The organism is Vibrio sp. Vb0349 (assembly GCF_033338975.1).
The window spans coordinates 15,874-27,911 of sequence record NZ_JAWOTS010000012.1 but is presented as its reverse complement, the minus strand read 5'-3'; the positions used below and the strand labels follow the sequence as shown (position 1 = coordinate 27,911).

Sequence of the window (12,038 nt, the reverse complement as noted above, 5' to 3'; positions counted from 1 at the left end):
AGGGAATATTATGGGATTAGCGACAAACATTGAAACGTGGCCGATGCCTGCGGCAATTGGTATGGCGACGGAAGGCATCAAAGCAAAGTATAATGACGGTTCTGGTGGTGGCGGTGGTTTCGGGGCTGCTGACTACCAAATGGCATCTCTAATTGATGGTGCAAAAGTGCTTTTAACGATTGATAGAATGCAGAAGAAAGCAGCGCATTTGGCCGATTGGAGCCTGTACGCTTACGCATCTCCGTTCTGGAACTCCAAAGAAAACAAGACGCGTCTGGTTGAAAGTGTGTTGAATGATTGGGTCGTTCATTCATCTGAGCAAGGCGGGATTGTTCAGAAGCGAACCTATCTCAAAGTTAAAGCTCTCATTAGTACTATCGCTGGTAATATTGCGCTTGAGCAATTGGCTGGGGCTCAGACTTACTTCGATCATGATGGTATTCAATATAGGCCCAGCGTTAGCCGTCAGTTCCTAATCAAAGCGCTGGTGGAAGTAGATTGTAAAGACAAGAATATTGAGTCTGATGCGTTCAGAAAGAAACGTACTCGCTACTACCAAAACCACTGGTCTGAATGGGAAAAGCACATTGAAGTGATTCGTACCTTGCTGGTTAACTACGACAAGTCTGCGCGAAAATTATTCAAAAAAGAGCTTGAAAATAAAAACGGGGCAATTTAATGTATATATATCCACTATGGATAAGTACACAGTATTGAAAGTGACCGCCACTTAGGCGGTTTTTTTGTGCCTATCATAAATTCTCGAAAACCTCGCCTCGGCGGGGTTTTTTCATTTTCATCCAAGCAAAAGGGCACTCCAGTACGGGGGTGAGTATGCGTATGAACGAAAAGATATCCAGCGCCCTCTCTTATTTTTGGAATGGGGTAATAGGAGTGTTTGGGTCTATATCTGCAGATGGTTATACGGTTCTGATTGCTTTGGCTGGCATGCTCTTAACTGCCTGGATCAATAACTACTGGCAGAAAAAGCGCTTTGAAAAGGACTATGGCGATGAAGCACCTTAATTCTGCCGTCAAGATGTTAGCGGCCGCAGGGGCTTCGGCTCTTATTATGGCGACAACAATGGTAAAGCCGATGGAAGGCGTTCGGTTTACTCCTTACATTGATGTCGCTGGTGTTCAAACTGTTTGTTACGGCCATACAGGAACAGACATCATCCCGGACAAAGTCTACTCACAAACGGAGTGTGATGAATTGCTTGAGTCTGATCTGGCTGATGTTAAGCGAATGGTCGACCCAATGATTCACGTTGATATTCCTGAGACGACACGAGCTGCTCTCTACTCTTTCACGTTTAACGTTGGCATAGGCTCATTCTCACGCTCGACGTTACTAAAGCTGCTCAACAAAGGTGAGTGGCATGCAGCATGTGACCAGCTTAAACGATGGGTATATGCAGCAGGCAAACCATGGAAAGGATTGATGAACCGACGAGATATTGAGAGGGAAGTATGCCTAATGCAAAGCTGACAGTATGGGCGACAGCTATTGCGGTAGTAGTGGTTGCGACGCTCTCGGCAGCATTGTTCGTGGAAAGCAGTCGGGCTGATATCGCTGAAAGCCAGCTAACCTTGGTAAAGAGTGAGATTCAGGGCTATATCGCAGTGTTACACCAGCAGCGAGTTCAAATTCAATCCTTCAACCAACTGGGAGAGAAGCATGCAGCAGAGTTATCCGCAGCAAAAGAAGAGATTGATCGTCTTAGCGATAGTCTCAGCACTGGCTCTAAGCGGGTGTATGTCCAGGCAGATTGCCCAGCAGTGTCCGAGGCCACCAGCACCAGAAGCGTGGGCAATGCAAACACCCCAAGACTTGGAGCAGCAGCTGAGCGAGATTATCTACGTCTCAGACGAATGATGATTGAGAACGAGCAGCAGACAAAGTACTTACAGGATTACATCAGAACCCAATGTTTAGCAGAAGATCAGCCATGATCGCGGGTCCTTCTGGGGATCCTGAGTAACCACGGGGGCTCGACCTCGCAGAAAAGCTCTCGTTAAAAAATTTTTTATTTTTGGAGGTTTCCGGTTTCCGGTCAAAAACCATGAATGAGCGAACTATTCAACCCGAGCAAAAAGTTCACGCAGTTGGACATAGCGACGCTTCTTGGCATTTCATCTAGACAGGTCCGAAACCTTACGCAACAAGGGGTTCTGCCTGTCGCCAAAGGGCGAAATGGTATCGATCCTCTTGCGTGTATCCATGCTTATATTACCTATAAATCGCAATCAAAAGCCTCCGATTCAAAACCGGAAACCGAGCAAGAAGATGAGGAAGCGTTTGCGAAATTAGAACGCGATCTCAAGATAGAGGAACGGCGCGAAAAGTTGGCGATGCTAAAAGCCAAGCGCGTACTGTTTGAAAAAAGTTACGCACCAATAGATATCATCGTCGACACCTTAGAACAGGTATGCGCCAGAGTGGGCACACGCCTCGACACCCTCCTTCCGAAACTAAAGAACGCATGGCCCGACATGCCACCCGAAGCGGTGGAAGTTTTAGAGGTCGTGATTGCTGCTGTATTAAATGAGTGTGCCGATGTTCAACCAAACCTCTCCGATTACATTGACAGCGATCCAGACGAAAGTCCGTCGTGGCTTGATGGGGATGAGGAGAACAATCGCCATCAAGGGAGCTGAGTGGGCCAATAAGCATTTCCGGTTAGCTGCTGGTTCTTCTCAGGAAGAAGGCTTTTGGGAAACACTGCCTTTGCAGGTTGTGCCACTCAACATGATGTGCAACCGCGCTATATCCGAGCTGACCATGCAAAAGTCGGCTCGTGTTGGCTGGTCAAAGTTGGTCATAGCAGCAAACTCTTGTCTGCATGCTCAGTTCAAAACCAACACCGTGATTTACGTACCGACAGAGAACGACGCAAAAAACATCTCTGTCACCGAGATTGATGCTGCTTGGCAGGAAATGCCAATCATGCACCAAATCTTCCCTGCCTTATTCGCTAAGGACCACCGAAACACCGTTTCCTACAAACAGGGAACAGGCTGGTCGCTGCATGTCCTCGGCACATCCACACCGCGAAACATGCGCGCTCTGACTAAAGGCGCGTTGTTCGGTGATGAGATTGACGGATGGGATTGGGAAGTCGGTAAAGAAGGTAACCCTATCGATCTTGCGCGAATGCGTTTGGAAGGTGCCGCTTTCCCGATGGCAAGGTGGGGAACCACACCAACCAATACAGGTGAGTCGCACGTTGAACGCCTAATGGCAAAGATGGAGCTGACTTTCCGCTTTTATCTGCCATGCCCACACTGCGGAACCGAGCAGGTTTTAGAGTGGGGCAGTAAAGAAGATAAACACGGCTTCAAGTGGGACAACACTCAGCCAAGTATCGAGAAAAAATCAAAGACGGTTTATTACAGCTGCGTTCATTGTGACGACCCTATCTACTACAAGCACCTCTACAAGATGGAGCTTGCAGGTCGATGGATTGCCGAAGATGGCACATGGACACGCGATGGCCATGAGTTCTTTGATATAGACGACAACCCAGCGCCAACGCCAAGCAGCGTCGGCATTCACATTTGGTCAGGATACAACACCAAATTGAGTGCAGGTTGGCGTGGCATAGTGCGTGACTTCCTCAACAAGAAAGACGACCCAAGTCAGCTCAAAACGTTCGTCAACCTAACGCTCGGTGAGCTTTGGGATGGTGAGAACGGAGAGAAGCTAGATTGGGAGCATCTCAAGTCGCGCCGTGAAATATGGTGGGCCGAGAGTCGCACCAGTAACCCAGTACCTGAGCGAGCCGTGGTTTTGACCGGAGGCATTGATACTCAGGATGACCGCATCGAACTCTTTGTGTGGGCGTGGGGACCAGGTGAGGAATGTTGGCTTGTTGAGCACATCGTTCTTCTCGGGGATTTATCGAGTCAGGTATTAAAAGATGCCGCTGGAAAAGCGCTGTATCGGACCTACAAAAAGCGCAGTGGCCAAGTGATGGACGTTCAGCTTTGGTGTTGGGACGCCATGGGCCATAAAACCGATGACGTTTACCAGATGAGTCGAACGCACGGCGTGATGTGGGTGATCCCAATCCAAGGTGAGAACCAATACGGCAAGCCGATACAAAACTTCCCTCGCAAGAAAAACAACAAAAAAGTCTACCTCACTAGGCTAGGTACCGACGGTATCAAGCAACGACTTTACAGCCGTTTAGGTTTAACCCCGAAAGGTGATGAACCTGTGCCTGGATGTGTTCACTTTCCATTGGACGATGACATAGCCGGTGATGAGTTTTTCAAGCAGCTCTGCTCAGCCAATAAAAAGTTAGAGCATGACAAGTCAGGGCGACAAGTTTGGCGATGGGTGAAGCAATACCACCCATTTGATGAAGCGTTAGACGGATGGGTGTATGCGTATGCGGCACTCAACATTCTCACTCAACGGTTCGGTCTCGAACTGGAAGAGCCGCAACCCCAACAACCTCAGGAACAACCACAAACATCCGGTCTCAGCATCGCTGAATTGGCCGCGAGATTGAAAGGTGGATCAAGATGACAAAACAAGAAATGTTGCAACAGGCCGAAGCCGCCTTTCATAGCTTGCAAACAGGAAAGATGGCGGTTTCCGTACAGAAAGGAGACCGCAAAGTTGAATACAGTCGAGCCAACATCCATGAACTTCGCGCCTACATTGATGATTTGCGTGGACAGTTAGGATTGAGCTCAGTTCGTCGTCGCGGCCCTGCAGGAGTTTCATTCTAATGACACACACCGGACTACTGGCTGCAGATGGTCAAACACCATTAAGAGATGCGGTGTATCGAGCTGGCGGTTCAGGGTTTGGTGGCCAGATGAGCGATTGGAACCCTCCGTCAAAATCGGTAGACGCTGCTTTCTTACCTGTCATGAGACAGGCGAACGCCAGAACAGACGATGTCACGCGCAATAACGGTATTGCTGCGAACGGCATCCAGCTACACAAAGACCACATCATTGGCTCTGAATTTCGCCTCAGTTACAAACCGAACTGGCTATTGCTCGGCATCGATCCAGACAAAGGGTTCGTGCGTGAAGTGGAAGCCATTTTTCGTGACATCGCCGAAGACCCGAACTGCTTTATCGACGCAGAAGGTCGCCGCACGTTCACCATGATGATGCGAGAGGGCATTGAAACCCATGCTCATACGGGCGAAATCATGGCGAAGCCCGAATGGATAGACCGTCGCCATTCGCACTTTTCAACCTGCATTCGCATGGTCGCGCCACGCAAGGTTAACAACCCCAACTACATGATGGACAAACCCCATCAGCGTGGTGGGATGCGCTTCAATCGACATGGCGAAGCCATTTCCTACTTCATTGAAGAAGGAGCCGATAACTTTGGCTCGCCAAAGAAATGGCGTGAAGTACCGAAGCGTTTACGCTCGGGGCGCATGGGGTTCTTGCATATCTTTGAACCATCGGAAGGTGGGCAATGTCGTGGCGTGAATAAGTTCTTATCGTGTTTAGAGCAATTGAAGATGCTCGACACCTTACAGAACACCACGTTACAGCGAGCGATTGTCAACGCCATGTACGCCGCCAGTATCGAGTCAGAGCTTGGAACGGACCAAGCGATGGAGTACTTGTTCGGTGCGCAGCAAAATGGCGCGGTCGAAAAGATGCTAATGACCTACGGCGATTACTACGCCACCAACGAGGTCAAGTTCAACGGCGTCAAACTGCCTCACCTCATGCCAGGTGACAAAATCAACCTGCACAGCGCAGGGAATGCTGATAACGGATTCGCGGCCTTGGAGCAATCCATCATCCGCTACGTTGCGGCTGGATTGGGCGTGGATTACGCGCAGCTGTCGCGCAATTACGCGCAAATGTCTTACAGCACCATTCGTGCTTCGCACAACGATTCATGGCGTTACTTCATGGGTCGACGAAAAATCATTGCTAACCGATTCGCCAGCCAAATCTTCGCACTCATGTTCGAAGAAATGATCTTGCGTGGCTACATCAAGCTGCCAAGCAAAGCGCGATTCAACTTCTACGAACGCCGCAACGCTTGGACCAAGTGTGACTGGATTGGCTCTGGTCGACTGGCCATCGATGGATTGAAAGAAGTCAAAGAAGCCGTACTGCGTATCGACTCAGGTCTATCGACGTATGAGAAAGAGCTCGCGCTACTCGGTGAAGACTATCAAGAAATCTTTGATCAACAGTTGGCAGAGATGGAAGAGCGCAAATCGAAAGGTTTGCCACCGCCAAGCTGGATGAAGCTACAAGCGTTAGCACCGGATAACCCAAGCGAGAGTTCAAATGAATAATTTACAACACCTAATCAGCAACACATTCAACAGGCCGCTCGCCTTAGAAGCTGGTTACGCTCGGGTATTTTTCTCGGCGCTCAGCCAACGTCTCGGCAATGTGGTCCAGATAACCGACACCGAAGGGCAAGTCCTGCGTGAGAACGACATGAAAAAAGTCGCTTCTGGCTTTTCTCGGACTCGTAGCAGTAACCGCAGCTATCAAGTCTCTCAGGGTATCGCCATCATTCCGATTGATGGTTCGTTGGTTCATAAGTATGGCCACATCAAACCCTACTCGGGGATGACAGGGTACGACGGCATTATGCACCGCTTGCGAGAAGCGGTCGCAGACCCCGAAGTCAAAGCCATTTTGTTGGATATGAACACACCAGGCGGCATGGTCGCAGGTTGTTTTGACTTGGCCTACAAAATCGCAGAGATGCGCAAAATCAAGCCTATCTGGTCCCTCGGTTACGACATGCACTGCAGTGCAGGCCAAATGATTGCGAGTGCGTGTTCAAGGCGCCTCATAACTCAAACGGGCATAGCAGGCTCGGTGGGCGTGATTATGGCGCACACCAACATCGAGAAGATGCTGGATCAGCAAGGCGTGGAAATCACCCTTGTGACGGCAGGTGACCATAAAGCCGATGGCAACCCTTACCAATCTCTGCCGAAAGAGGTGCGAGAGAAATGGCAATCCGAAGCAGAGAGCACACGTCAAATGTTCGCAGGTAAAGCCGCCGAGTACATGGGCGTCGACATTAAAACCATTCTATCGACTGAGGCGCAGGTCTACGAAGGCCAAGCCGCAGTGGATGTTGGCTTCGCAAACGAAGTCGTCAACGGTCTTGATGCCGTTCAGATCATGGCTGAACAGTTCAAGAAACAACAAACCACCTTTGATATGGGAGCCGCTATGACGGTGCAAGCAGAACAACAACCAGTCTCAACGGGTGAGCAAGGCAATCCACAACAAGCCGCCGCTCCAGCGACTCCACAAACTCCAGCTGAAGAACAGCAATCCACTCCAGAACAGCCACAAGCGAGCGCGCAAAGTGATGAGTCCACGGACCCAGCCACAAAAGAGCGTGAACGCTGCATGGGCATTATTGGCCTAGAAGAAGCCAAAGGGCGTGAAGCGCTCGCGCAGCAACTTGCCAGTAACCCCAAAATTAGCGTCGATGAAGCCAAGGCCTTACTTGCTTCAGTACCAGTTAGTGCCACTGCGCAAAACGAGTCGGCATTAATGGCACTGGCCTCAGAGCACGGTGAACCTCTTGGTGATGATGTTGGTTCCGGTGATGTCACCGAAGAACAAAAGAACATCAAAGCGCTAGCGTCTTCATACACACGCATTTAACAAGGAAACTCGCATGTTAGAACAAACAGAATACACACCAGATGAGCTGTTTATTAGCGCACCAGTCACGGCGCGAGCAACCATCAAAACGGGCGTATCTTTTCCTGCTCGAACCCCATTAATGGTCGACGCGACTGACGCCGCCACTTTGGTGGAATGGGACGGTACACCAGGCAAAGCCATCGCTATCTCGGCTCGTGATGTGACGAATACAGGCAGCGACCAAGAATCGACAGTTTACCTACAGGGTGGCTTTCGTATCGGTTTTGTGAACTGGCCAGATACGGTCACAACCAACAAGCAAAAACGCGCTGCTTTCCTTGGCAGTCCAGTTTTCGTAGACGACGAATACTAATTCGTCGTTTTCTTTGAATTCAGAAAAAAAAAGAGCTTCTTATGCCTGATAATTACACCACTCGCGAACTGCTTGGAGCCATTCAAGAAGCAGGGATTCGTCGCGACAACTTCTTCATGCGCTTCTTCTTCCGTGAGATGTATACCTTCGATACGGAAAAAGTCGACCTCGACATGATCCCAAATAAAACCAAGATTGCAGCATTTTGCTCACCGATGATTGGTGCCGCAATAGACCGCAATCAAGGCTTTAAAACCTCAAGCTTTAAGCCTGCATACGTGAAGTCAAAACACGCAGTAACGGCAAACCAAAGCGTTAAGCGCCGACCAGGCGAGCCAATAACAGGCTCTATGTCGGCAGGTGATCGTCAAAACGCGATTGTGATGCAAAACCTCGACATCGAAGAGCAAGCGGTTCGTGACCGTGAAGAGCTGATGTGTGCCGAGATGGTCTACGACGGTAAAACCGTGATCGACAGCCCTTACATTGATAAGCCTTACGAAATTGATGCAGGCCGAAATGCGGACAACATGATCACGCTTCTTTCGGCGGCTCAGTGGGCGAATCAAGACGTTGAGAAATACGACATCGTTGGTGACATTGAAACTTGGGCGGCGATTTCTGAAGGCCTGACGAACGTCATCATTACCGACCCTAAAACGTGGGCACTTATGCGTAAGTTCAAGACGTTCAATGACGCGCTGGAAACTCGACGTGGCTCTAACTCTCAGCTTGAAACCGCGCTAAAAGACTTAGGTGCAACGGTTAGCATCAAAGGCAATCTTGGCGATGTCACCATTATCGTGGTGGATGAAGAGTACATCGACCGTGACGGCACAACGAAGAAAGTTCAACGCGACTTCACATTGATTTTGGCGCATACCGAACTGCGCGGTGCGCGTCTGTACGGTCAAATCCAAGACTTATCCGCTCAGCGTGAAGGCTTTGATGAAGCCGAACGCTACGTGAAAGATTGGACGGAAAATGGCGATCCAGAAGTTCGCTACACCAAAACGGAAGCCGCCCCTGCGATGTACCTCATTGACGTTAACAAAGTTGTTGTCGTCAAAGTCGGTTAATCCTGACCACCACTAACGAAAAGCAAAATGGGTCCACGGACCCATTTTTACTTTGGAGCCAATCATGAGCCGAAAAGAAAACCTGAAAAAACGTGTTGATGAGCTTTGCAAAGAGCTCGGTATTACTGAACCGCAATATTCAGACAAAACGACCGAAGCCCAGCTAAATAAAGTCATTGACGATTTGGAAGCCAAGTTACCAGACATGGACGAATCCGATGATGAAGCACAGTCGCAAACGCAAGGAAATGACGCTAACCATACTGCCGGTGATCAAAGCGAGCAAACCGAGAGTCAAACGAGCGAAAAATCGGAAGTGCTTATCGGTGCTGCGGTCGAATTACCCGATGATGCCACGGTTCTAGACGATGGTGAGCCGCCAGAAGTCAACGCCGATGAAAAAGGCAATGTGCAAGTTCTCGTGGATAAGCCGTTTCAGTGTTTGCAAGGCCAAAAGACGGTGCTGCTCAAACGTGGCGATAAGCCGTTTTTAGATGAAGAAACCGCGATGGAAGCGGTGGACGCAGGCTTGGCGTATTTCGTCGCGACGATGTAAGGCCGCTTATGTTTGATAACGAATTCGACCAGCTAATGGAAGAGGTGGATAACACGGTTTCTGAAGCGTTTGGTGTTTGGGTGAAAGTCAATGGTGGAGAACCTATCAAAGCCATTTATGACGAATCCCTAAACCAGTTTGACGCTATGGCAGGCATCGCTCGCAAGCTGACATTTAAGAAAGCAGACAATGTCAGACCGAAAAAGGGAACGCCTATTGAGTTCGTTTCCTCGGGCAGAAAGCTCACTGTCACCAGCGGCCCTTATCCAGAAGACGGAAATATTGTGGTGGTCTTATGAATAGCATTGATCGGGAATTGGCGATAGCCGTTAAAAACCTTTCTTCATTACAAAGGAACGCGGTACCGAAAGCCAGTGCAATGGCGATTAACCGTGTGGCTGCTCGAGCTGTTTCTCGGTCAGTGAAAGACACCGCAAAAGCCGTTCGTATCAAGCAAAAAGTTATTCGCCCTCGCGCGTCGATAACAAAAAAGGCCACAGGGAAAATGCCAGTGGCTTTTGTCAGAGTGCGCAGGTTCGATGTTCCTGCCATCTCTATCGATACGGCTAGAACCCAAATTCGGCGTAAGCGAGGGCAATACCAAATCAGCCGAGTTAACCGAGGCCGAAATGGTCGTTACCAAAAGCGAGAGTTATCCGGTAACACCGCCATTGTTGTCGGTCGGCACCGATTCGAGAACGCCTTCTTACAAAAACTGAAGAACGGTCGTTGGCACATCATGCAACGTGTCTCGGATGCAAGGCACCCCATCAAAGTGTGCAAGGTGCCAATCGTGAATGAAATCACCAAAGCATTTAAAAAGCACAGCGATGAGTTGCTTAGAACGGACATGAAAAAAGAGCTGTCCAGCGCGATGAAGCAACAAATCCGCTTGGTTATTCGCAGAGAGGTTGGTCGTGGAAATTAACAACGCCATACGCAAACAAGTCGTTGCTGATTTGAAAGCAGGGTTAGTCGATGAGACTGGCGAGTCAATCATCGCAACGTTTTTTAATGGCAACCCCAGATACATCGCGGTTCCCGAATTTGAAGCTGAAGAGAATGATACGGACATCCCTGCTATTTCAGTCTCCGTCTCTGAAGGCCAGTGCGTTGAAGAAGATTTTGAAGAAATCACATGGCGCTCTGAGCTGACTATCAGAATCTACCTGGTTGCAGACAACAACACGGAGCAAGAGCTCGACGCATTAGGTGAAGAAGTTCTCAAGATCATCACCAAACATTACACCGCCAACGGTCTTCTCGACCTCTGTAATCGTCAATCGTTTGGATACGCACAAGACGAAGAGCAGCCATGGGGAACGCTGGACTTGGCATTTACTATTGAATACACCGAAGAGGTTTAATCATGTCGGACCCAACTCAAGCAATCAAAGGCGCTGGCACTACGTTTTGGCGCTTGAAAGACGCAACCGAACTGACTGCTCCTGCAGATTATCTTGAAGATACCAAATGGGACAAATTAGCAGGTGTTAAAGAGCTTCAACTAGGTGAGATCACCGTTGAAGACGAAGAAGATGACCATCTAGACGATCCTGAGTCTGATTGGGCTAAAACAACGCCTGGTCAGAAGTCAGCAGGTGAAACTAACTTAACGCTAGTTTGGAAACCAGGGGAGCCAGGTCAGCAGCAGCTCGTGGATGATATTGATAGCGGCACTGTCACCGAATATCGAATTAAGTACCCAAATGGCACGGTCGATGTTTACCCAGGCTACATCAACTCATTGGGTAAAGCGGTGACAATTAAAGAGAAGATCACTCGCTCAGTCAAATTCAAAAACGTTGGCAAGCCAAAACTCGCGGAAATGCTATTGGCTGAACAAGCGCAGCCTGCAGAAGGGGGCGTTTAATCCATGGCTACATTTCTAAAGCAAAAGACGATTCCTGTGGGTGACGATAAAGTCACCCTCACTCAGTTGTCTGGTTTGGATCGTTACGACTTCATGGACTTCTGCTCAGAACAGGCCTTTCCCGAGTCGGTTGAAGCGTTATCAGAAAAAGCCAGCAAGGAAGAGAAAGAAGCGCAACTGCAAAAAATGGAGAAGGTCACTCGCCAATGGAACCGTTTGAATTTCATCATGCAGGCTCGATTGGTGGCTCATGGCACGAACTTCGATATTGATGATATTGATGAGCGCCATCAGTACATCATGTCTGCCATGTCTAAAGAGCAAATCAAAGAGCTTCATGACGAAGTGGCCAAGCTGTCTGGTATGCCATTACCGGATGAAACCCCATCCAGTGAAGAAGATGTTGAACCAGAAACGCCAGAAAAAGACGGCGAGCAGGAAGACGATTTGGAGCCTGTCGACCCAAAAGCTTAATTCGGGCTGAAAGGCGGTTCGCCCAAGACCTTGCTCGCGAGTTTGGTCATATCTGTT

At 49.2% G+C, this 12,038-nt stretch carries 17 protein-coding genes; all 17 read left to right on the top strand.

Features of this window, described 5'->3' with window-relative positions; translation table 11 throughout:
- Window positions 1-10 precede the first annotated feature (10 nt).
- The 17 genes from R7Q47_RS14430 (at window position 11) to R7Q47_RS14350 (ending at window position 11,981) form a co-directional block, all read left to right on the top strand.
- Window positions 11-679: a hypothetical protein gene (locus tag R7Q47_RS14430; RefSeq protein WP_318089201.1), complete on the top strand. Its 669-nt coding sequence runs from the start codon at window positions 11-13 to the stop codon at window positions 677-679.
- A gap of 155 nt (window positions 680-834) precedes the next feature.
- On the top strand, window positions 835-1,026 hold the full coding sequence (locus R7Q47_RS14425; RefSeq protein WP_213874744.1) for a hypothetical protein: 192 nt from the start codon (window positions 835-837) through the stop codon (window positions 1,024-1,026).
- Entirely contained in the window at window positions 1,013-1,492 is a 480-nt protein-coding gene (locus R7Q47_RS14420; protein WP_262602040.1) for a lysozyme, read from the top strand. Before R7Q47_RS14425 ends, R7Q47_RS14420 begins: the two co-directional genes overlap by 14 nt.
- Complete coding sequence (locus tag R7Q47_RS14415) at window positions 1,474-1,956, top strand: lysis protein (protein ID WP_318089199.1); 483 nt, start codon at window positions 1,474-1,476, stop codon at window positions 1,954-1,956. Before R7Q47_RS14420 ends, R7Q47_RS14415 begins: the two co-directional genes overlap by 19 nt.
- 114 nt (window positions 1,957-2,070) lie before the next feature.
- Window positions 2,071-2,661, top strand: a complete 591-nt coding sequence (locus tag R7Q47_RS14410; RefSeq protein WP_318089198.1) for a hypothetical protein — start codon at window positions 2,071-2,073, stop codon at window positions 2,659-2,661.
- Complete coding sequence (locus tag R7Q47_RS14405) at window positions 2,561-4,537, top strand: terminase gpA endonuclease subunit (protein ID WP_005424533.1); 1,977 nt, start codon at window positions 2,561-2,563, stop codon at window positions 4,535-4,537. Before R7Q47_RS14410 ends, R7Q47_RS14405 begins: the two co-directional genes overlap by 101 nt.
- Window positions 4,534-4,743 carry a gpW family head-tail joining protein gene (gene gpW, locus R7Q47_RS14400; protein ID WP_005424556.1) on the top strand — a complete coding sequence of 70 codons (210 nt, stop codon included), beginning with the start codon at window positions 4,534-4,536 and terminating at the stop codon, window positions 4,741-4,743. The genes R7Q47_RS14405 and gpW overlap by 4 nt, the downstream gene beginning before the upstream one ends.
- Window positions 4,743-6,299, top strand: coding sequence for a phage portal protein (locus R7Q47_RS14395; RefSeq protein ID WP_213874740.1), 1,557 nt, complete (start codon window positions 4,743-4,745; stop codon window positions 6,297-6,299). Before gpW ends, R7Q47_RS14395 begins: the two co-directional genes overlap by 1 nt.
- The gene (locus R7Q47_RS14390; protein WP_318089197.1) at window positions 6,292-7,644 is read left to right on the top strand and encodes a S49 family peptidase; all 1,353 of its coding nucleotides are present in this window, start codon (window positions 6,292-6,294) and stop codon (window positions 7,642-7,644) included. The genes R7Q47_RS14395 and R7Q47_RS14390 overlap by 8 nt, the downstream gene beginning before the upstream one ends.
- 13 nt (window positions 7,645-7,657) lie before the next feature.
- Entirely contained in the window at window positions 7,658-7,999 is a 342-nt protein-coding gene (locus R7Q47_RS14385) for a head decoration protein (protein WP_005376958.1), read from the top strand.
- A 41-nt stretch (window positions 8,000-8,040) separates the two neighbouring features.
- Window positions 8,041-9,078: a major capsid protein gene (locus R7Q47_RS14380; RefSeq protein WP_262644340.1), complete on the top strand. Its 1,038-nt coding sequence runs from the start codon at window positions 8,041-8,043 to the stop codon at window positions 9,076-9,078.
- 64 nt (window positions 9,079-9,142) lie between these two features.
- Complete coding sequence (locus R7Q47_RS14375; RefSeq protein ID WP_171343090.1) at window positions 9,143-9,634, top strand: hypothetical protein; 492 nt, start codon at window positions 9,143-9,145, stop codon at window positions 9,632-9,634.
- Between the two features lie 8 nt (window positions 9,635-9,642).
- On the top strand, window positions 9,643-9,933 hold the full coding sequence (locus R7Q47_RS14370; protein ID WP_318089196.1) for a head-tail joining protein: 291 nt from the start codon (window positions 9,643-9,645) through the stop codon (window positions 9,931-9,933).
- The gene (locus tag R7Q47_RS14365) at window positions 9,930-10,562 is read left to right on the top strand and encodes a phage tail protein (protein WP_318089195.1); all 633 of its coding nucleotides are present in this window, start codon (window positions 9,930-9,932) and stop codon (window positions 10,560-10,562) included. The genes R7Q47_RS14370 and R7Q47_RS14365 overlap by 4 nt, the downstream gene beginning before the upstream one ends.
- On the top strand, window positions 10,552-11,001 hold the full coding sequence (gpU, locus tag R7Q47_RS14360) for a phage tail terminator protein (RefSeq protein WP_140333131.1): 450 nt from the start codon (window positions 10,552-10,554) through the stop codon (window positions 10,999-11,001). Before R7Q47_RS14365 ends, gpU begins: the two co-directional genes overlap by 11 nt.
- 2 nt (window positions 11,002-11,003) lie before the next feature.
- The gene (locus R7Q47_RS14355; RefSeq protein ID WP_318089194.1) at window positions 11,004-11,507 is read left to right on the top strand and encodes a phage tail tube protein; all 504 of its coding nucleotides are present in this window, start codon (window positions 11,004-11,006) and stop codon (window positions 11,505-11,507) included.
- A 3-nt stretch (window positions 11,508-11,510) separates the two neighbouring features.
- On the top strand, window positions 11,511-11,981 hold the full coding sequence (locus R7Q47_RS14350) for a phage minor tail protein domain-containing protein (protein ID WP_318089193.1): 471 nt from the start codon (window positions 11,511-11,513) through the stop codon (window positions 11,979-11,981).
- The last annotated feature ends 57 nt before the right edge of the window (window positions 11,982-12,038 follow it).

Coding starts and splice junctions, on each gene's coding strand:
- R7Q47_RS14430 (WP_318089201.1), top strand. CDS start 11: ATGGGATTAGCGACAAACATTGAAACGTGGCCGATGCCTGCGGCAATT.
- R7Q47_RS14425 (WP_213874744.1), top strand. CDS start 835: ATGCGTATGAACGAAAAGATATCCAGCGCCCTCTCTTATTTTTGGAAT.
- R7Q47_RS14420 (WP_262602040.1), top strand. CDS start 1,013: ATGAAGCACCTTAATTCTGCCGTCAAGATGTTAGCGGCCGCAGGGGCT.
- R7Q47_RS14415 (WP_318089199.1), top strand. CDS start 1,474: ATGCCTAATGCAAAGCTGACAGTATGGGCGACAGCTATTGCGGTAGTA.
- R7Q47_RS14410 (WP_318089198.1), top strand. CDS start 2,071: ATGAGCGAACTATTCAACCCGAGCAAAAAGTTCACGCAGTTGGACATA.
- R7Q47_RS14405 (WP_005424533.1), top strand. CDS start 2,561: ATGTTCAACCAAACCTCTCCGATTACATTGACAGCGATCCAGACGAAA.
- gpW (WP_005424556.1), top strand. CDS start 4,534: ATGACAAAACAAGAAATGTTGCAACAGGCCGAAGCCGCCTTTCATAGC.
- R7Q47_RS14395 (WP_213874740.1), top strand. CDS start 4,743: ATGACACACACCGGACTACTGGCTGCAGATGGTCAAACACCATTAAGA.
- R7Q47_RS14390 (WP_318089197.1), top strand. CDS start 6,292: ATGAATAATTTACAACACCTAATCAGCAACACATTCAACAGGCCGCTC.
- R7Q47_RS14385 (WP_005376958.1), top strand. CDS start 7,658: ATGTTAGAACAAACAGAATACACACCAGATGAGCTGTTTATTAGCGCA.
- R7Q47_RS14380 (WP_262644340.1), top strand. CDS start 8,041: ATGCCTGATAATTACACCACTCGCGAACTGCTTGGAGCCATTCAAGAA.
- R7Q47_RS14375 (WP_171343090.1), top strand. CDS start 9,143: ATGAGCCGAAAAGAAAACCTGAAAAAACGTGTTGATGAGCTTTGCAAA.
- R7Q47_RS14370 (WP_318089196.1), top strand. CDS start 9,643: ATGTTTGATAACGAATTCGACCAGCTAATGGAAGAGGTGGATAACACG.
- R7Q47_RS14365 (WP_318089195.1), top strand. CDS start 9,930: ATGAATAGCATTGATCGGGAATTGGCGATAGCCGTTAAAAACCTTTCT.
- R7Q47_RS14355 (WP_318089194.1), top strand. CDS start 11,004: ATGTCGGACCCAACTCAAGCAATCAAAGGCGCTGGCACTACGTTTTGG.
- R7Q47_RS14350 (WP_318089193.1), top strand. CDS start 11,511: ATGGCTACATTTCTAAAGCAAAAGACGATTCCTGTGGGTGACGATAAA.